The organism is Lysinibacillus sp. NPDC093190 (genome assembly GCF_050280425.1).
Lineage (GTDB): Bacteria > Bacillota > Bacilli > Bacillales_A > Planococcaceae > Lysinibacillus.
The window spans coordinates 49062-68991 of sequence record NZ_JBNNVG010000016.1 but is presented as its reverse complement, the minus strand read 5'-3'; the positions used below and the strand labels follow the sequence as shown (position 1 = coordinate 68991).

General features: G+C 34.8%; 20 protein-coding genes, 1 pseudogene and 1 other annotated feature. Of the genes and pseudogenes, 7 read left to right on the top strand and 14 right to left on the bottom strand.

The annotated features are described in order from the left end of the window. Positions 1–83: 83 nt before the first annotated feature. Complete coding sequence (locus ACQKOF_RS13955; RefSeq protein WP_427557985.1) at positions 84–1007, bottom strand: hypothetical protein; 924 nt, start codon at positions 1005–1007, stop codon at positions 84–86. Between the two features lie 204 nt (positions 1008–1211). On the opposite strand from ACQKOF_RS13955, the gene ACQKOF_RS13950 reads away from it, so the two are divergent. From ACQKOF_RS13950 to ACQKOF_RS13940, 3 genes are all read left to right on the top strand, one after another. Continuing rightward, a complete protein-coding gene (locus tag ACQKOF_RS13950; RefSeq protein ID WP_427557982.1) occupies positions 1212–3404 on the top strand; it encodes an ATP-binding protein in 2193 nt (730 codons plus the stop codon). Next, positions 3397–4023 (top strand): response regulator, encoded by a 627-nt coding sequence (locus ACQKOF_RS13945; RefSeq protein ID WP_427557979.1) that lies wholly within the window; start codon positions 3397–3399, stop codon positions 4021–4023. Before ACQKOF_RS13950 ends, ACQKOF_RS13945 begins: the two co-directional genes overlap by 8 nt. Positions 4024–4236: 213 nt before the next feature. Then, positions 4237–4437 (top strand): cold-shock protein, encoded by a 201-nt coding sequence (locus tag ACQKOF_RS13940; protein WP_008174868.1) that lies wholly within the window; start codon positions 4237–4239, stop codon positions 4435–4437. A 517-nt stretch (positions 4438–4954) separates the two neighbouring features. On the opposite strand, the gene ccsB is transcribed toward ACQKOF_RS13940, so the two are convergent. Further along, positions 4955–6124: a c-type cytochrome biogenesis protein CcsB gene (gene ccsB / locus ACQKOF_RS13935; protein WP_427557976.1), complete on the bottom strand. Its 1170-nt coding sequence runs from the start codon at positions 6122–6124 to the stop codon at positions 4955–4957. A 323-nt stretch (positions 6125–6447) separates the two neighbouring features. On the opposite strand from ccsB, the gene ACQKOF_RS13930 reads away from it, so the two are divergent. Further along, positions 6448–7110 (top strand): class I SAM-dependent methyltransferase, encoded by a 663-nt coding sequence (locus ACQKOF_RS13930; RefSeq protein WP_427557973.1) that lies wholly within the window; start codon positions 6448–6450, stop codon positions 7108–7110. Between the two features lie 263 nt (positions 7111–7373). Here ACQKOF_RS13930 and ACQKOF_RS13925 read toward each other — a convergent pair whose 3' ends face one another. Then, entirely contained in the window at positions 7374–7793 is a 420-nt protein-coding gene (locus ACQKOF_RS13925) for a GNAT family N-acetyltransferase (RefSeq protein WP_427557970.1), read from the bottom strand. Between the two features lie 94 nt (positions 7794–7887). Further along, positions 7888–8358, bottom strand: coding sequence for a GNAT family N-acetyltransferase (locus ACQKOF_RS13920; protein ID WP_427557967.1), 471 nt, complete (start codon positions 8356–8358; stop codon positions 7888–7890). A 400-nt stretch (positions 8359–8758) separates the two neighbouring features. Between ACQKOF_RS13920 and ACQKOF_RS13915 the strand changes: the two genes are divergently transcribed. Further along, positions 8759–9313 (top strand): GNAT family N-acetyltransferase, encoded by a 555-nt coding sequence (locus ACQKOF_RS13915; protein WP_427557964.1) that lies wholly within the window; start codon positions 8759–8761, stop codon positions 9311–9313. Positions 9314–9523: 210 nt separating this feature from the next. Here ACQKOF_RS13915 and ACQKOF_RS13910 read toward each other — a convergent pair whose 3' ends face one another. Further along, entirely contained in the window at positions 9524–10156 is a 633-nt protein-coding gene (locus ACQKOF_RS13910) for a hypothetical protein (RefSeq protein ID WP_427557963.1), read from the bottom strand. A 665-nt stretch (positions 10157–10821) separates the two neighbouring features. Here ACQKOF_RS13910 and ACQKOF_RS13905 point away from each other — a divergent pair. Beyond that, positions 10822–10962: an aspartyl-phosphate phosphatase Spo0E family protein gene (locus ACQKOF_RS13905; protein ID WP_199777829.1), complete on the top strand. Its 141-nt coding sequence runs from the start codon at positions 10822–10824 to the stop codon at positions 10960–10962. Between the two features lie 148 nt (positions 10963–11110). Next, entirely contained in the window at positions 11111–11572 is a 462-nt protein-coding gene (locus tag ACQKOF_RS13900) for a hypothetical protein (RefSeq protein WP_427557960.1), read from the top strand. A gap of 207 nt (positions 11573–11779) precedes the next feature. On the opposite strand, the gene thrS is transcribed toward ACQKOF_RS13900, so the two are convergent. The 9 genes and pseudogenes from thrS to ACQKOF_RS13855 all read right to left on the bottom strand — a co-directional run bounded on the left by thrS (position 11780) and on the right by ACQKOF_RS13855 (position 19918). Beyond that, positions 11780–13696 (bottom strand): threonine--tRNA ligase, encoded by a 1917-nt coding sequence (gene thrS / locus ACQKOF_RS13895; protein WP_427557958.1) that lies wholly within the window; start codon positions 13694–13696, stop codon positions 11780–11782. 62 nt (positions 13697–13758) lie between these two features. Then, positions 13759–13979: a binding site (T-box leader), on the bottom strand. A gap of 220 nt (positions 13980–14199) precedes the next feature. Next, on the bottom strand, positions 14200–14559 hold the full coding sequence (locus tag ACQKOF_RS13890) for a hypothetical protein (RefSeq protein WP_427557956.1): 360 nt from the start codon (positions 14557–14559) through the stop codon (positions 14200–14202). 121 nt (positions 14560–14680) lie between these two features. Next, positions 14681–15466 (bottom strand): lipid II flippase Amj family protein, encoded by a 786-nt coding sequence (locus ACQKOF_RS13885; RefSeq protein WP_427558107.1) that lies wholly within the window; start codon positions 15464–15466, stop codon positions 14681–14683. 395 nt (positions 15467–15861) lie between these two features. Then, a complete protein-coding gene (locus tag ACQKOF_RS13880; RefSeq protein ID WP_427557953.1) occupies positions 15862–16371 on the bottom strand; it encodes a hypothetical protein in 510 nt (169 codons plus the stop codon). 726 nt (positions 16372–17097) lie between these two features. Further along, a complete protein-coding gene (locus ACQKOF_RS13875) occupies positions 17098–17562 on the bottom strand; it encodes a hypothetical protein (protein WP_427557950.1) in 465 nt (154 codons plus the stop codon). 143 nt (positions 17563–17705) lie between these two features. Next, positions 17706–18188 (bottom strand): GNAT family N-acetyltransferase, encoded by a 483-nt coding sequence (locus ACQKOF_RS13870; RefSeq protein WP_427557947.1) that lies wholly within the window; start codon positions 18186–18188, stop codon positions 17706–17708. A gap of 11 nt (positions 18189–18199) precedes the next feature. After that, the gene (locus tag ACQKOF_RS13865) at positions 18200–18547 is read right to left on the bottom strand and encodes a DUF3147 family protein (protein WP_370043195.1); all 348 of its coding nucleotides are present in this window, start codon (positions 18545–18547) and stop codon (positions 18200–18202) included. Further along, positions 18547–18945, bottom strand: a complete 399-nt coding sequence (locus tag ACQKOF_RS13860) for a MarR family winged helix-turn-helix transcriptional regulator (RefSeq protein WP_427557944.1) — start codon at positions 18943–18945, stop codon at positions 18547–18549. The genes ACQKOF_RS13865 and ACQKOF_RS13860 overlap by 1 nt, the downstream gene beginning before the upstream one ends. Positions 18946–19192: 247 nt before the next feature. Continuing rightward, positions 19193–19918, bottom strand: a pseudogene (locus ACQKOF_RS13855) (HD domain-containing protein). Positions 19919–19930 lie beyond the last annotated feature (12 nt).

The window sequence follows — 19930 nt, the reverse complement described above, 5'->3', positions numbered from 1 at the left end:
TAATAAACAGCTCCTTCAAGTATGCTGTTGACCATTATAACATCTAATAACTACATTTGGACGCCCAAAAATAAAAACAATATTTACATGTCAGAGCCAAAGGAATTGCTTTCCAGCTCTTTTGAGATTTCATTCTCAATCGTGACAAAAAACATTGGCAACAAAATAATATTAAATACAATAGGTCCAATAATAAGCAAGATATCAATCCCTGAGGAGAAATAGAGACCAAAAGCAGTCAGTAACCCTGACATGACAAGAAAAACAATTTGCACACCGATAATCATTAATGGAATGATTTGGTACAGATAGTTAAGCTTTCGGAACTGATGCATGTTCTCTGGATCTTCAATAATTCTCTTTTTTAAACGCCTCGATAAAATTATACAGGCAATAAACTGTGCAATAATAAAGCTAAAATAAATAACACTTTGTAGTACCATTTGCCCTTTCATAACCGTGCCATTAAAATGTCCTACCCGCTGCTGAAGAAGCTCGTTGACCTCTCCCTCATAAACATATTCCTGTTCACTAAAATAAGTGGGCGGTGCCACAAAGCCAAAAGTTGCCCAATCCTTTGAGTTGGCTTTCCAGTCGATTAATTTGCTAGCCAAAATGCGTAATTGAATGGCATCATTTTCACCAAACATACCTACTAAAAAAGTATATGGTATCGCTACCTTCATTTGACCATCTTGTTTTTCATTAATTAAATCTTTAATGGAAAAAGTATACGCAACATCTGTCTGGTGGGCTTCATAACGGGCATCCCCGATCTTCCAATGACTTGCTAAGGAAGATTCAATATTATTCTTCATTTCAACATACGGCGTATCTTTATGTAAATGCTTAGGAATCTTATAGACAAAATGATTGTCACCCCCAATAATGCAAATATCTACTTTCACCGCATCATTCTCAAAGTTCTTAGCGATTGTTGTCTTCGGGTACGACATTATGACGACTAGAAAAAAAAGATTAGTGGCAATCCTTTCTTTTTCATGCAATGCTCCCCCTTTTCGTCACATATACTAGATTTACACTATCATAGGCTACACCGAAAAAACTACTTCGTTATTCCGAAAAAGCAATAGTGGTTTTCCGAAACACCTTATTTCGGTATTCCAAAATTACCAAAAATTATGGATAATATATAGGTACTTAAGATTGAAATGGGGCAATATTATCATGCAAATAAATGTGAGAAAACTATGAGTAAATGGACATATAGTATTTTCATAACCTACCTACTCCTCGGTATTTATGTGCTTGTAGTGGCAATGCGAATACCTTTAATTCATATTTTTGTAGACACAACTAGCGAACAGCCTATCATTGATGGATTCTATTATCCCGATTGGGCACAGCAAAATAATATTGAAAAAGGTGATCTTCTACTGACAATCGATGGCAAGCCTGCAGAAGATGTTCGTTCTATCCAACTCGATTCTATCGTTAGAAGTGCTAAGGAACTAACGTTTATGAAGCCTGATGGTGATGTTCATTCTGTTACAATTAAGCATAAAGATATTCCAGAAGAATTTTATTTGCAAATTATTTTTCCACTGTTTTATTTTGTCTTATCTTTTGGCGTCGCTATCTACTTATGGCGAAGAAATAAAGATAATTTGCTAACTAGTCTACTAACATTATTTTTATTAACTTGTTCATTGGCTTATATAAGTACAGGCGCCTCAGTTAGAGGAAATCTAATTGGATCATCAGTAATATCTATTGGTATCGTTTTATGCATAGTGCTTTTTATTCACTTTTTACAGTTTTATTTCCGTTATCTACGTATAGAATGGCGCTATATCAATACTAAGTGGCTTTATTTACTATTACTATTGATACCTTGCTGTGATTTCATTGAAATAGTTAATTCTGACTTCAGGACGATAGCATCATTAATTAACTTAGGAATGTTTGCTGTTCTAGTTTTCTATGCCATCTATATTTTACTAACGAGTTATTTACGAACTAAACTGGCAAAAATCCGTCTGATCACTATTGCGTTTATTACGCCTTTTCTGCCGTTTTTACTACTTTTCGTCATACCTGAAATATTAGGTCTGAACCCTATTTTACATGCTGAGGTAGCTGCATTATTTTTATTGTTTATTCCTTTTTCTTTTATCTTCATTCAAGTGAATGAACGATTATTCGATATTGAATACCAATTATCTCGTTTGCGCTATTATTCAGCACTTGCTTTTTTTAGTGCATTAATATTAACTACGGGCGTTACCATACTGTTTATAGACAAATTATCGATTATTAAAATTACGAGCGTCTATATACTTGTATTCTTTGTCATCATTGCTAGCTTCTATATAAAAGAGCAGCTTGATTTTAAGTATCGAAAGATTATTTTTTCATCTACTGGCAATTATGTACATAATTTATATGCTGCCGTTAATCGTATGGGTAAAGCAAAAAATCAGCAAGAATTACTGGATCAATTCAAGTATGAAATAACAGAAAAGCTTGGTACTACAGCTTTTACGATTACAACAATAACGGAAGATGTGCCATTCACTCGTGGTGAAGTCAACATAAGGAATGAAATGACTCACCTGCTATTACATGATACAGGTGAAGAAAAAATTATGTTAAACATTAGACATGTATTACAAAAAGAAGAGCTTCTTTGGTTAGAGTTACTTGCCCTCTATGTTTCAATGTTTATTGATAATTTAAAGCTTATTGAAGATTTAGTATGTGAAATAAGGCTTATGAAGGATAACAATGATACGCAGCTTCCTTGGCTCGATAAATTATTATGGAATATCATTGAAAAGGAAAAAAGTATTTTAGCACAGGAATTACATGACACTATTTTACAGGAGCAACTTCATTTAGCGAGAGAGTTAGATGTTCTTGCTAGTTCGCCTATTATAAAAAAAGAAAAGGTATTAGATATTCGAGAGCAATTGCTAGATGCATCGAAGGATTTACGGGAGTATTGTGAAAATCTAAGCCCTCCATTACTAGACACATTTGGGCTACAAATCGCTTTAAAAAAGCTAATTCAAAAGGTGAAAATACGGGCCGACTTTTTGTTAAACGCCCAAATAGAACGTGTCCAATTTCAGGATGTAACCTTACATTTAGTCGTCTACCGCCTTGTGCAGGAGCTTTTAAATAATGCAATTAAGCATGCTGAGGCAACCGAAGTTTCACTAACACTGCAAGCGATAAGTCGTGGTTTTATCCTCCAATACGATGATAATGGTATTGGATGTAATATTGAAGATTTAATGCAATCTTCAGCATCTATGGGCATTAACGGTATTCGAGAACGTGTCCGTGCTTTTAATGGAAACATCACAATAACCTCCAGTCATAATGAAGGAATGCATATTTTTATTCAAATACAAGAGGACGTGGAATCATATGATTGATATTCTTATTGTAGATGACCATCCTGTCGTTTTAGATGGTACAAAAACTTTATTACAGGATTTAACAAATGTTCATATAGACACAGAGCAGGATAGTGCAGCTGTTCTAACGAGAATGGATGCTCAAGATTTTCAATTATTTTTGATCGATATTAATATGAAACCAATCAACGGCATCCAACTTTCAGAAATGATTAAGAAAAAGCAACCCGAAGCACTTATACTACTCTATACAGGCTATGAGCTTTCCGATTATTACGAACTACTGATCGAGAAAAAGGTCGATGGACTATTATCAAAGCTTGCCACGAAAGAGCAAGTGATTCAAACCATTCAAGCCGCACTAAGAGGCGAGATCCTACTAGCAGCTGATTTTTTAGATTTTTTACATCAGCGGACCAATCTACCAAATGTGCAGCAAGATGTTTTACTAAGCGACAAGGAGCAAGAGATTTTACAGCTTGTCGCTCAAGGCTGTACAAACAAAGCAATTGCTTCAGCTATTGGGGTCACACAGCGCACCGTTGAAAACTATTTAACCAAACTTTTTGTCAAACTAAACGTAGAATCACGTGCAGAAGCAGTAATTGTCGCTAAAGAGAAAGCATGGATCATCTAATTATATTTAAAAACATGTAAATTTTTTCTTACTAAAATCGGAATATACTGGATAAATGTATAAAACTGTTATATAATCAAAACAATAATTACATTACTTCATCTTAGCCGTTAAAATCACGTATTCAAAAGTAATACGAGCTTTTGAATACGTGATTTTTTTGCAAGCGATCGAAGGAATATGATTGTTTAATTTTTTTGGGAGGTTGTTCACATGACACAAGGTACAGTAAAATGGTTTAACGCAGAAAAAGGTTTTGGTTTTATCGCGGTAGAAGGTGGAAATGATGTATTTGTACATTTCTCTGCTATTCAAACAGATGGCTTTAAAACTTTAGAAGAAGGCCAAAAAGTAGAGTTCGGTGTAGAAGAAGGTAACCGCGGACCACAAGCAACTAATGTTGTGAAAATTTAATTTTAGCTTTAGCATGAATAATGCAAAATTCAAGAGACATCCAAATTATGGATGTCTCTTTTTTACGGTTATTTAATTTGTACAGCTTCAGACTTTGAATGATAGCATATCATATTCAAAGTCCCAATATAAAACGGATAAAACAAGAGCATTGCAAAAAGAATTAACCCTTGTACGGGCGCCGGCATATCTCCCTGATAAGTGATTGGATACACACTTACGAATATAAAAATAAATAACGCTGTATAGGGCAGCCAAAAAAATGTTGTCCAATAGACCAATCGACGATGTGCTATCCATTTATCTGTTAGGGTTTATATAATGCAATAGTTGCTACAACAAAACCAATTCCATGAACAAGTAATGATAAGATATCGAAATATTGTCCTTCCCACCCCGTAAGTCTCACGATGCGATAATAATTAATTTAGTTGTATTTCAAGAGAAATGAAGAACATTAACCCATATAACATACTCACTACATTCAGTTTAGGAAAATATTTCATTCACAACATCCTTATGCGTAAGAATGTAAACCTGCAATCACTAGATTCACAAATACTTGATTAAACACGATAATGCCAAAGCCAATAATCGCTAACCAAGCTGTCTTTTCCCCTTCCCAGCCTTTAGAAAGTCGGAAATGCAGGAAAGCGGCATAAAATAAAAATGTTATAAGTGCCCACACTTCCTTAGGATCCCAGCCCCAATACCTACTCCAAGCAATCTGTGCCCATATCATGGCAAACAACAGACCTCCTAAAGCGAACAACGGGAAACCTATAACAACAGCTCGATATGAAATTTCATCCATTAATGCTGGCTGTACGCGGTTTGTTAATGGCTTTAATAAAACAATTAACCTTCTTCTCGTAATGAGTAAAATCATCGCATATAAAATCGTTCCAGCGACAAATGACCATACTATAGAATTCAATTTCTTCGCATCTATCTTATTGGTAATCTGTAAAACGCCAACCTGATCCCCACTAGATGTTACTGCATCTTTATTGACAATTAGTGGCTTCATCGCATAAACGGCTGTTTCTTCCTTGCCTAGCTTATTTTCAAATTGAACCTCGATTTTATCTGCTGCTAAGTTAAAATAAGTGGCCACACCGATAAAGCCAATCACGACAACTAAACAATACAGAACAAATTCCAAAGCAACTGTACTAATCGAAAACTTAGAAACATCTAATGTTCTTAATAAATAAATAATACCTGTTGCGAACGAAATCGATAAAATAGCACTTGAAAATGCAACTGTCATAACATGAATCGTTAACCAATTGCTTTGCAGTGATGGAACAAGTGGTGAAACCGTTTTTGTAAAAACGCTTCCATAACCGAGGATAAGTAATGACACAGGGATGGTAAACAAACCAACCACAATTTGCTTATATAAAAAATGAATGATCAAATAGCTACCAGTAAGCATGATGCCAAAGAACGTCATAAACTCATACATATTACTTACAGGTGCATGATCAACAGCAATCCACCTTAATATGAAATATACTAGCTGTAAAGCAAAAGCAATATATGTAAGTAAAAGCCCGACTTTTCCAAACATCTTTCCTTTTGATTTCACGGCAAGCCCAATCGGTATAATGGCGATCAGTAGTAAAATAAATGCCAAGAATAATGAATTACTACTTAAACTTAATAATGATTCTTTACTCAATGTAACATCCTCCAATGTATTTTTTTGGGAAACCGCATAATTACTCCCAATAAAAATAACGTCATTCATTAAAATAAGTGCCATCATTTGCCTCTATATAATTTTATTTTTTTGAATTGTTACAATTTTATGGCGTAAAAAACGTCCTCATGTCAAAAAACCATCTATACAATCAAATAGATGGTGAATTACAAAAGTTGGTATGACTCTACCTACACCTTACTAAAAATTGGAATAAAAGTCTATTTCTTTCGAGGTGGCTATGTGACAATAAGTATGCGCAAATGTTACATAACGTTATGTTAGACAAGTGGAGGTTTACTATGAAACAAAATATTTATGACCATCCGGAATTTTTCCGTCAATATCAAAAGTTACGTCAAGGACCATACAATTTCAATAATTTGCTTGAACAACCTGCGTTAAAATCCTTACTTCCTAAATTATCTAATTTACAAATGCTTGATATCGGCTGTGGAATGGGAGAATTTGCGTACTATTGTATAGAAAATAACGCACAGCATGTAACCGCTATTGATGTTTCAGAAAATATGCTGACAATTGCTCAACATAAACATGCTCATCCGCATATAGACTACTATTTGCAAGCAATAGAGGATTATCATGCAGCCCCTAACAGCTTTGACTGTATAACAAGCTCACTTTCCTTGCATTATATAAAGGATTTTAGTGCAGTGATTGGTAAAATTGCGAAAATGCTTCGTCCAGGTAGTGTTTTTGTTTTTTCTGTAGAGCATCCGATCGTTACAGCTCGTAAAACAATGGAGGATAATTGGAAGTATGATGACAACGGCAATAGGAGCCATTACGCGATTGACAATTACCAAGATGAGGGATTACGTGAGCGAACTTGGTTTGTGGATGGTTTTGATCAATTATGCCTCGGCATAATTGCGTCCGGAATCGGCTTTGTGCTTGCACAAAGAACTCCTTTCCGATTCCGTGACATCCGCCGGAGGCTTTAACTTATTTCATCAGATGTTTGGACATCCGATGAAATAAGTTAAATATCATCGTAGCATTTCTACAATCATCAATACATTAATCGCACATGGCTTAACGATAGAAAAAATGCTAGAGCCGCTTCCTGATTCAGAGGCCATTCAAAAACTGCCTTCCCTAGAAAAAGAGCACCGTCGCCCCTCCTTTTTATTAATACGAGCGAAGAAATAACTTTTACTAGTGGCAGTCTTGCAGCAGCAACTCTACTGCGAGACTTGCCTTGCTACTACTTAAATTTCACATATATAATTTCTGGGTCACCTTCGTCTAAGTTTTCAATAAACCCACTTTTTATAAATCCCGCCGTTTCAAATACCTTATGCATATTAGTATTTGATTGGTTAGTAGAAGAAAAGATTTTTGGAGTGGTAGCCATTTCTACATAAAAGTCCAATAATGCTGTGGCAACTCCCTTTCTTCTCTCGGATGGCTTAACAATAACTAATGAGATGAAGCTATTTTCAAAAAAGTCATTCGTAAAAATAAGAAAACCAACAATACCTTTTTTAGTTTGTTGAATGATACATCGTTTTTCGTTAATTGCTGTTCGCAAATATTTGCTTCTCGAAAAATCTCCAATTACTTCTTGATCAATCGCACATATTTCATCGAAATGCTCCATACGTGCTTCCAGTAAATCTATCAATTTTGTTCACCTCTTTAAATCAAAATTCATAGGTTATGCGGAGAAAATATTTTTCTGCAAAGTGACGTAGCTTCATTCAGTTTCTCTGTCTATTCTACTTAATATAATAACTCATCACCTTAATCTCACCTCTGAACCCTGTTGCCAGCCTTCCTTCATCGACAAAGCCGCATTTTTTATAAAGTGACTGAGCGGCAGTATTCGGTGGATTAACCCCTAAAACAAGCTCATCGATATTTAGAAAATGTTCCAAAACAAAGTCCGGCAAAAGCTGTAATGCCGCCTTTGCATAACCTTTACCTTGTTCATAAAAGTCTGTCGAAAAGGCGCGGATTAAAATCGCCTGTTCATTTGAGGAATATGGCTTAACGCCCTCTTTTTCATGTAACACAAAGAAGGTCACGAGCTTGTCTTCTTCTAATACAAGAATAGCATGACGATTCTTGTCCTGCTTCACTAGTTCAATGCTCTCTTTCGGAGACATCGTATAGCGGAGCTGCTCCTCTGTGATCGTATATCGTTCAATTAATTGATCATCATTTTCTTCATAAAATTTTAATCTCATCGAAGCTCTCCCCTTCATCTTTAGTCCTCGTAATCTTCTTCAAATCAATAAGCTACTGTAGATATTCTTATAGATATCTGGGTCATGAACATCGCGAAACATTTGTCCTACTCGCCCAGCTTATTTAAATTATCTTCCGCTACAATTAGCAAAAAAAGGGCATACATTAGCAAAGTATAAAAAACTTCTTTCTATCAATAATAACCCAACATTTCCCTATTTGACATACCTGATTAAAATATTTGTTTCTACTAATTACCAAAAATGCTACTATAAAGATATCTAAACTAAAGGAGTTGTGCATATGAGTGCGGAAATTGCAGTAGATGTTTTGTTTATACAACAAATAATCCAAGGGATGTAAACTCTAACTGCAGCCCTTGAACAAGGGAGAAAACAAATGGAAAATTATTTTAAAGAATTTCTTACAGGACAATCTATTACCTTACAGCAAATGACTTCCTCCGACTTAGAAGCATTTGTAAAAATCGAAAGTGAAAAGAATACGTTGTTACTTGCCAATGACGATATTCCCTTTCCAAACACCTTTGAGGATCATTCTTCATTCTTTCAAAGTATTAGTGGAAAAAAAGAGGAGTTTTTCTTCGGTATATTCGAAAAGTCGTCAAATGAACTTATCGGCTCATGTGGTGTCTATGGCATCAACTGGAAAAATAGTACTTGCTTTGTAGGCATCTCAATTGGCGAACAATGGCACGGCAAAGGGCTTGGAACCGATGCCATGAAAACTCTTATTCATTTTATTTTTAATTATATTTCCATTAATAAAATTAAGCTTCAGGTTTTCAGCTTTAATAAAGGAGCTATTCGTTCCTATGAAAAATGTGGCTTTACAAAAGAAGGCACTCTACGAAATGAGATTTTCCGCTTCGCTCAATTCCATGATGTAGTTTTATTTGGTCTATTACGAGAAGATTGGACTCAAATAGGATAAGCAATTTTTCGCAGGTGGTGGAAATACTTCGTCTTTCTCGATAAATCATATAAAGTTCTCGATAAAATGAACCAAGGGGCTGCCAGTAGACAGCCCCTTTTTATCCCTATCCTCAAACCCAAAGTGGACGATTGTAACGATTGTACTCATCAGCTGTATAGTGTGAATGAGCGTGTCTTACAAAGTAAATGACGGTCATTATTATCTCCTCTATTTTTCTTCTGATTTTGCTTTCTTTTCTTTCATATAATTGTATAAGTCAACCTTCCACATACCATCCTCTTTCAGTAAGGCAAATACCTTAAGGTAGTGGGAACTTCCAAAAATTATCTCTAATTGAACAATTGCAATACTTTCGGTACTAGTATCCTTATTCAATGAAATATTATTGTAGTATCTGTACATTAAATAATCCTGTATTTGCTCATCTAATAAATAATTTATATACTCACCAATAAAGGTTTCTTTATCTGGAAGCTCATTGTTATTGTAGGTAATTGCATATAGTTTATCGAAATTATGCTCAAATACTAAATTCATCATAATTAACACCATTTCCTCTGGTGTAAAAGTCTTTAAACTATTAATATTCCCTTTGCTTAAGAAATCTTCATATAAAGCTCTTTTTTCCTCTGATAATTTCTCTAAATATGTAAAATCATAATTCTTATCAATAGTTGGAGGTGTTTGTTTTGATTCTTCCACGTGTTGAACGGAATGGTTAGTAGCCGCTGTTGATCCTGGAGATTCTCCAGCTTTTGTTTTCACGTCTGAACATGCTATTAACATTAAACTAGAAACGATAATAACGCTTAATAATGGCCATCTTAACTTCAACACCATAAACCTCCCCCCTATCATATCAATTATGCCTCGGCATAATTGCGTCCGGAATCGGCTTTGTGCTGGCACAAAGATTTCCTTTCCGATTCCGTGACATCCGCCGGAGGCTTTAACTTCTTTCAGCAGAAGTTAATAGATTGCAACTCTATTTATCCATCATTCCATTTATTTCGAAAATTCTCAACATTATCAACCAAAATAAAATCTCCTCAATAACAAACAACAAAGAAGTTTATTTGATAAATTGTGACAAGATACGAATTTCATTAAAATTTCCGTCAATATCGACATAAAATTTTATAGTAAAAAAGATGCTAATTTATTAAATATCACCCTTCACCTTTACTAAAATCTAGCCAAAAAAAAACCCTAATATTCTTCTATTCAGGGTAATAAAACATACGAATAATACAATAAAAGGTATTTTAAATAGGTCAAACTATTTAATATTACTGTTTTTTATTTTTCCCACTATATAAGAATTAATATATTTTCCTATGACTAATTTACGAATTTCTCAACCTATACACAATGTGACATATTTTTCATTTTAGGTGAGATACAATGAAAAAGTTGAATCGAGGTCAATGTATTTCAAGAATATGAAGAAAAAATTTTAGGGGGAAAAGATTTTGGTTAATATATCGTTTAAACAATTCTTGAAGATGGAGATTGAAAACAAAAGGAAAGATATGTATAAAAAGGCTATGGATTTAGGTTTCACCCATCCTAGCGTGGTAGATTGTAGTCAAGAATTAGATGACCTACTAAATAAATATTCAAAAGCGATCAATAAAGCCAGCTGAAACGATTTCCGATGATTCGACTAGTTTTATCCTGTATTAGGTTCCGGTTATAAAATAGACAGCAAATTCCTATTGCTGTTGTAAAGATACGTATAAATATCATAAAAATGGGATATCTTCTTTATGACAGGAAAAAGGAGGCCTATAAATGCAGGTATTTTTATCATTGGTCGTTTCAAGCTTTTTACTACAGCAGCCTCAAGATTCAGTAGAAAATACAGCACCAATTCTTTGCATACCTTCTGGAACTACATCTTATAAATATCCTAATAATCAATATCAGACATTTCTTACTGAGAATGATTTTTATCATCAATTAGACAAGACAATCTATGAGGAATATAACGATGCTACCTTAAACATTCGTCAAAAAATAGCCTTTAAGGACGTACCGAAGGCTGAAGAAACATTTCATCTAAAAACTAATTTTATACGTAAAAAAATAGACCTCTCTCAACATACTTTTATTCATCCCAATCGACAAGTATATTTTTTAGCATCCTTTAAGCAAAATAATCAGGAGACTTATCATAAATACCTGGTCATTGACGCTGAGACCCAAACTATCCTTTTAGGAAATAGTAATTATCAAAGTAATTCCATCAATTAAATTTATTTTGTTTGTCGTTTTATTTATTGTATGCTTGAAAATTTGATTATAGTAGCAAAATCGATGAAAAAATCAACATTTTCAGTAAATTTAGAAAAACATATATTACAACATACATTTCATGGCTGTTTATAGCTCGACTCGAGGAAGTAGTGACTTACCTCTGGAGTCGAGCTATATTGATATAAAGAATGGTTTAATCCCCTTTTAAGATAAGGCTTTTTGCTGTATTTCTTGCTTTATTTCTTCTATAAACTGTTGCAATGGTTTTTCAATTAATGCTTGCTGACCATATTTACGAACAGTGACATGTTGATGATCCATTTCTTTATCACCAAGCACTAAAATATAAGGTGTTTTTTTCATTTGAGCTTCACGAATTTTTTTACCGAGCTTTTCTTGTCGATCGTCAATACTTACACGGATTTGTTCCTTTTGTAAAGCATCAACTACTTGCTGTACATATTCTTGATGTGTATCTGCAACCCCAATTACTTTTACTTGCTGAGGTGCAAGCCACGCTGGAAACGCCCCTCCAAAATGCTCAATCAATATGCCTAAGAAGCGATCAATTGAACCGAATACCGCTCGATGAATAACGACAGGTCTTACTTTTCCATTCTGTTCATTGATATACGTTAAATCGAATTTCTCAGGTAGTTGGAAATCGAGCTGCACCGTTGCACATTGATGACTGCGATGTATGGCATCTTTAATATGAATATCAATTTTTGGTCCATAAAACGCTCCATCACCTTCATTAATTGTAAAAGGAAAGCCTAGATTAGTTAGTACGTTTTCTAATGCCGCTTCGGCTTGATTCCAAAGTTCAAGTTCACCCATATAATCAACTGGACGTGTTGATAATTCAATATCGTATTGGAAGCCAAAAACCTGATATACCTCATCAATAATTTTCAGAGCAAGCGCAATTTCATCTTCAATTTGCTGTGGCGTAACAAAAATATGTGCATCATCCTGACAAAATGTACGAACTCGTAAAAGGCCATTTAATGCGCCACTAAATTCATGTCGATGAACTTGACCAAATTCAGCCATACGAATCGGTAAATCTCTATATGAATGTAAATCATTTTTAAATATCAGCATATGTCCAGGGCAATTCATAGGCTTTAATGCGAAGCTTTGGTCGTCTACATGTGTAAAGTACATATTTTCCTTATAGTGATCCCAATGTCCTGACTGCTCCCATAGACGCTGATTCATCATCAAAGGTGTCCGTACTTCTTGATAATCAAATTTTGCTTGTAAATGACGTAAATAAGACTCCAATTCGTTGCGAATAATTTGACCATTTGCTAAATAAAATGGCATCCCTGGTGCTTCTTCCGAAAACATGAATAACTCTAGTTCTTTTCCTAACTTCCGGTGATTCCGCTTTTCCGCTTCTTCTAAGAAAACAAAGTATTCCTCAAGCTCATTTTTTGAGGCAAATGCTACACCGTATATACGCTGAAGCATTTGGTTATTGCTATCTCCACGCCAGTAAGCTCCGGACACATTCATTAATTTAAAGTGTTGTAATTTACCTGTAGAAGGTACATGAGGTCCACGACATAGATCATAAAAATCTCCTTGTTCATAAACCGTTACAACTTCATGTTCAGGAATATCTTCTAATAACTCAAGCTTTAGCGCATCATGTGCAAATAGCTGCTGTGCCTCTGCTCTTGTTACTTCTTTACGCTGTATTTGTATATTTTCTTGGACAATTTGCTTCATCATTTTTTCAATTTGTTGCAAATCACTTGGCGCAAAGGAATGCTCAATGTCGATATCATAATAAAATCCATTTTCTATAACTGGACCAATCCCAAATTGAGCATCAGGGAATAAACGCTTAATTGCTTGGGCTAGTAAATGAGCTGTTGAATGACGAATCACCTGAATTCCTTCTTTTGAGCTAGCATCATACAGGGTAATTTGTGTATCTTCCAAAATCGGGCGCGTCAAATCAATGATGGTTCCGTTGACACTCCCTACAATTGCTTTTTTACGTAAAGCGGGACTAATCGCTTGTGCAATGTCGGTTAGTGTAACACCTTTTGAAAATGCTTGTTGTTTACCATCTGGAAATTGAATGTTAATAACTTGATTTGACATGTTCTCTACTCCTTTTTTAAAAAACTTATTAAATGAAAATAAAAAAACACATATTCGCCCCATAAAGGGACGAGTATGTGTTGATTACCCGTGGTTCCACCCAAATTCCCACTAGATGCACTAGTGGCTCATTGCTTTGCAGTAACGTTGCAAAAAACGGTGCAAGTTTCCTAGCACTGCTCAAAGGTAGTAAGTTTTGATAGCTGCATTAGGAAGCTTTCAGCCAAGGCCTCCCTCTCTGTGAATCGTTCATCAAAACTCGTGTCCTTCTCATCGCCAATTTCATTGCTTTGTGAAATTGTTATCTACTATAACGAATGCTCCAATTCTTGTCAATGTTCGAAAATTATTTTTTTATGTAATAATTTGAACTCTTCACCCAATTATGTACTTGATTGCACATTCTACTTAAAGCAGGAAAGTTACAATGTGTAGCACTGTATTTGTTCGAGCAAAGGTATGCTCGACTTCATTACTCTCAACGTGTTCCCTATGCTAAGTCTTCATCCACTTCGTACTTCTAAAGTCTCATTGTGAGACTGCCACTTAATGTGAATGGTTGGTGCAGTATCCTTTTTAAATATTTTCGCACTTTCTTTTTTCTTTAAGATAAACTGTTTATCTGTATTCAATCGGAAGTCAATGTAAGATCGTGATTCTTTAGACCCTTCTATCGTTATTTGTAAATCACCTAAGTCTTCCTCTTCCCCAAGGTAGAAAAGTTGTAAGCCCTCCTCGGTATTACTATGATATACGGCCTTCCAGTGCTCACTTTTCGCTATGTAATGGACCTCCTCTTGTTGATTCGTACTACAAGCAACTAACACAAACATCATTAAAATTAGGAAGCATATTTTTTTCATTAGATATCGATTTTCCTTTCTTTGAAAGTTATCATAATAATATCAACTTCGATCTATCCTTCTTAATTCCTAGAGAAAGCTGTTATTCGGCTTGAATAGTTATTATCAATGTATATCCCCCTTACATGAATTGTGTAAACCAAGCAATATATTTTGCTCCAGGTATAAATAATAGCTGTGCCAAAAATGTGCCTAGTAGCCTTGATCCCATCATCATCACAGAAGCTTGTTTAAGACTTAAGTAGCTGCCTCTTTGATTGATAACATCATCTGCCAGAATGGAGATTTTAGGGTCAATAAATATAATTAGTAGCATCGTTGCTACACCATTAATAAGTCCTGACGACATTACAGCAGTATTCGATCTTTCAGGAACTAATAAAGCGGCGTAAAGTGCAGATAGAACTCCAATTGTATAGATGGCCGTTATAACGACATTCACGATAAATAATTTAAGGTGAATATCACGCCAGCTAATCCCCTTTAAGTATGAAAAGCTTGGCAAATGAATATGTTTTATTCCCCGTTTGATATACTCAATACTAAAACCTTTTTTGAATAATGCTGGAATGGAGCCTCTTTCCTCAGACAAATGAATAATAGCCCTTGAAAATATTGCTACAAATGTCGGCAAAAGTAGAATGCCTACCAATGTACCTAGTGACGCGGCACCAATAAGTATGCGGAACTGCTGCTCCACAAATGCCAATGTGTTTTCCTTTGGTGCTGTGTCAGTCAGACTTCCGGTAAAAGGCTGCTGCACCATGTTTGCCAGCCTTGAAAACATGACCATGACATTAAACAAGGATAGTGCAGAGGCTAATAATTTCACACGTGCACCTGATAATCGAACTGCATACGCAAGTGTCTCAATTGAATGAATGATAAGAATAAATAAAGCAATCATGATCAATTTATCTGTTAAAATATCCAAAGTCTTATACCTTCTTTTCAATTGTTGATTCGTAATCGTTTGATCTAAGCTTGTATATATACTGACCATTCTTCGCGAGGAATTGTCACCATATTGGTAGCCTATGCCATGAGGATTTTCCCCTTATGGATCATATTTTATATAGGTCGTAATAAGTTTGATGTACTTTTGACCTTCTGGGCATCTTGATGGGATTCCCATTCATTTTCAATTTTCCAAGATTGTCTCCTTATAATAAGGAATACAGCTGAGACACTCCCTCCTTTTAATATTTACGAAATTCACTTTAATAAGTTCCGTTATTTTCCTACTAATTAGAAAAGCTATTCATTAGGTTTTTCCTCCTAATGAATAGCTTTTCTAATTATTTAATGATTAACTGCAAAGTCATTATTCCAGCTAGTTGAATCAGATAGCTGATAGGTCACCATATTGGCGGTTACCGCAAGAATCACACCTGCTCTAGATTGAACTGTAGAAATAGGGTCCTCTAACACTAATACAACATACCCCTCACCCCGTCCCAGATGATCTATTGCATTTGTAGTGTTTATTTCGAAGGTAGTATACGTTTTCTCATTTGTAGCAGGCAGTAATCGATCCTCTTGATAGGCTCCGTTTTCCTTTAAATTATAGCAAACAGGCATCCATCCTTTTGACCAATCAATACTGCCTATTATGTCTTTTTTACGATGCGCCAGTTTGCCAATTGAAAACGTAAAATATATCTTCATAATAGCTTGATCTAATTCATTTTTCCCTTCACATACAGCTGTTACTTCCAACTTAATATCCCCGTTCGAATGCTTCCTAATAACCACTAAAGTCACAGTGAAAATACAGATAACAAGCACTATGCCGATGACGACAAACCCCATTTAGTCCCTCCTAATATTGCAATGACTGTTACTATTAGATTACCATGTTTTAGGAGAAATAGTATTTTTTCATCAAACAATCTTATGAAATGACACGGGCATAAATGATAAGACATAAAACGAGTATGTTGCGTTTATCGAGCAGTAATTTATCTGTCAATAACCAACTTCTTAACACCATTATTTACTACTTACTTTAGAAGTAATTCTCAACTATACTAAAGTGAATTTATTCTTAAGGAGTTTTATTATGAGAACGTCTGTACCTTGCCCAAATTGTTAAGAAGCAATAACGCTTGATGACTTTGAGGATTTTTCATCACCATTTACTATGAAATGTCCATACTGCGACGCCAAATTAAAATAAACAAAAGTAACCCCATTACTTTTAATTGGTTTGATTGCTATAATTCCTTTATTAATTTTCATAACAAAAACATTAGTACCTATACTATCCGGCATAATCCCTGTTATTGAAAAAATAGCTCCCCCTATCGTATATACGGCAGTACTATATCCGTTTTATGCTCTTTACGAGCGATTCAATGGACTTATTATGTTTAATAAAAGCAATATACAATTGAAAAAACGACAGTGAAAAGCGTGATATTCTCACGCTTTTTTTGTTTCTAGTGGCTTTCAAACCTACCATATGAATCTATTTCAGCTTAATAAAAATGGTTTGAACAGCAAAACAGTGGGGAAAGAAGACCCCATTGATTAACTTTATTTAGTAGTCTGTAACTCAGCTGTTAAAGTAAATGGCATTTTTAAATAATCGTACTTAATCGTTATTGTTTTAATATTAGGTGCTTCAACCTTTACTGCATAATGCTGAGGTTGCTTTCCAATGGCCTTGCGATCTATGTATTGACTAGGGAAAATGTTTACTTGCCTTAACTTATGATACGTAATATTCGGATTACCTACCAGCTTCGTTTCTGCTTCAAACGGTTCAGACTTACTCACGACGAGCTCGACATTTTCAGGCACTTTATCATTGACCAGTATTTGCTGAAGTTTTATGTCACGTAGTCCTTTATTCTCAATTTCTACGATTCTTATAGTTGAAGCATCTGTAGGATTCGTATAGCTGTTCATGACAAGTGGTGGATTGCTTTTTAAATAAATGATGAAGGCTCCTCCCACCACTAGAACACTAAATAATAAAACAAATAGTAATTTTTTCATTTCATTCCTCACTTTCTTGCACCCTATCAAGTATAGCGAGAAATCGTAGGTGATGAAACCTTGAAAATAATCAGTGAGGATTTTTCTTCACCAATCAACTTCTTTACGCTACCCTTAAATACACAGAAAAACAACCTGACTCATTATAAGCCAGATTGCTTTGCTAATCGTATTTCATCACGTATTGGAATCCCATCATAACCGATTAAAGGAATTTCAGGTTTATATGCTCTTGCTTGCTCGACCGCGTTTTGTATGATTTCAACTAAGTGATAGCCTCGCTTTTGATAAAATTTTATCGCGTGTAAATTATCATTTGTCGTAATGAGGGTAATCATTGTACAGCCTTGTTCGAATGCATTTTCTTCAACTGCTTGTACAAGCAATGAACCAATCCCCTTTCCTTCTACAATACTATCAAGGGAAATAATTTCACATTCTTTAGTACGAATGATATACGTCACGAGACCTAAAATCATGTTTTGTTCATCTACATAAGTGAAGCCATCTAATTTACTACAGTCATAAATTCCACTGGAAATGACCATTTCTGTACTTCCCCAATGCTCCTGAAAAAATTGCAACACATCATTTTGCGGTAATTGTTGAATTGGGATTACTGTCATCTATTATTCTCCTAAATTGAAATATTAAACACACTTGCAATGGCTTTTTGAACACCTAGAAATACTGCCCATGAAGCAATTCCTAGTCCAATGGCAAACACGATATGGATCGATGATTTCATCGCCATATAAATAACAAACAGCATAAACATTGTGGCCGGTAATCCAACGATTACACCAACCGTAAAGCGCTGAATGTGCTCACTCGACTCACTTTGCACAGTAAGCCAAATGATACTTAAAATACTGACAAGTGGTAGTGCTGCAATAATACCGCCATATGAAGGAAATCTTCTAGCAACCTCAGTAACAATACCAATAACGGCTGCCGAGCAAAGAATTTTTACTAATGTGTACATTATTTAGACACCTCACTTAATAAACGAAATGCCTGTAAAATCGTTTGTTGCTCTTCGTCTGATAGTCGGTTTAGTGCATGTTGTAGTTTCTCATCATCTAATTCTGTGTTTTTCTTTAAGATATGAAACCCTTCAGCTGTTAAATGAAGATGAACTTTGCGTTGATCATCGATAGCCCGCTCCTTTTTCACCCAGCCATTACGCTCCAGTTTTTTTATATGCTCCGAAGCTGTATTTTGAGAAATATTCAGTAACTCTGCAATATTACGGACTGTTACTTCATCTTCCTTTTGAATCATCTGTAAAATACGCACGCTTTGATGCGAAATTGACTCTTCATGCGTTGTATGTAGATGGTAGAAAATCGATGTAAAATAGTTATTTAGATCTTTAATCATTGAATTAACTCCTTTAATATATCGTTTGAAACGATTATATCGTAACGAGCGATATATTAAAAGATAATTCTTTTCATTTACTTTAAAGTTTATATATTCAGATAGTTCATTAAAAAGGGTAAAGGGGCCGACAGTAGTCAGCCCCTTTACCCTTTTTATCTAGAAGAAACCCAATTTTCGACGAATATTGTGAATTTATCAAGATTTTTATATGATTTACCGAAACTTTTTAGCAATATCGAGACATTCAAAGTATTTTCACAAACACACCCTGCTGAAATTTTTCCTTAGCAGCTATATTCATTTCTCTAACATCTTCAGATAATTCGCTTGCCTTTATTAATTGATTCTCAAAGTACAGCAAAGGATCGATAAGTCGAGTTTTATTCTTTTGATGAATATCAAATTCTGACTGATCTACCCTCATTTTTACGTATGGATGAAGTTGTTTTAAAAGGCTCTGCACTTGCCTATCATTTGAAGATTTCATCAGTTCAATTAGTTCATGATCTTCCTTAAGAAAATCAGCGAGCGTAATGATCTTTTTTTCTAATGCTACTTTAGCGTTTGTGCCAACTTATCATAGGCATAAATATTTAACAGATTCATAAAGAAATCAAGTACTTCTTGATAATATGTTTTCACAAACCATTCTGCACTTTCGATACTTTTAAGACACATCTTCCCTTGATAAATAATAATATCATTTAAAAATTTTTGTATTTCTTCTAATGAGGCTTGTCTATCTGTGTGCATATCTCTTAAAGTATAATCTACCCAATCTGCACATAAATCAGGAGCTGGTTGTTCAAGTAAATTCCATGTATTAAATAGCAGATATTCATAATCATAGTTATCCTTTTTAAGGTTAAGAGGAATCTCTGAGTTTATAATCACATTCATAAATATTTCTTCATGATAATCCTGCAATCTGCTCCTCTAAAGAACCACCAAGCAGTTTAATTAACAGCATGACACCAACCGA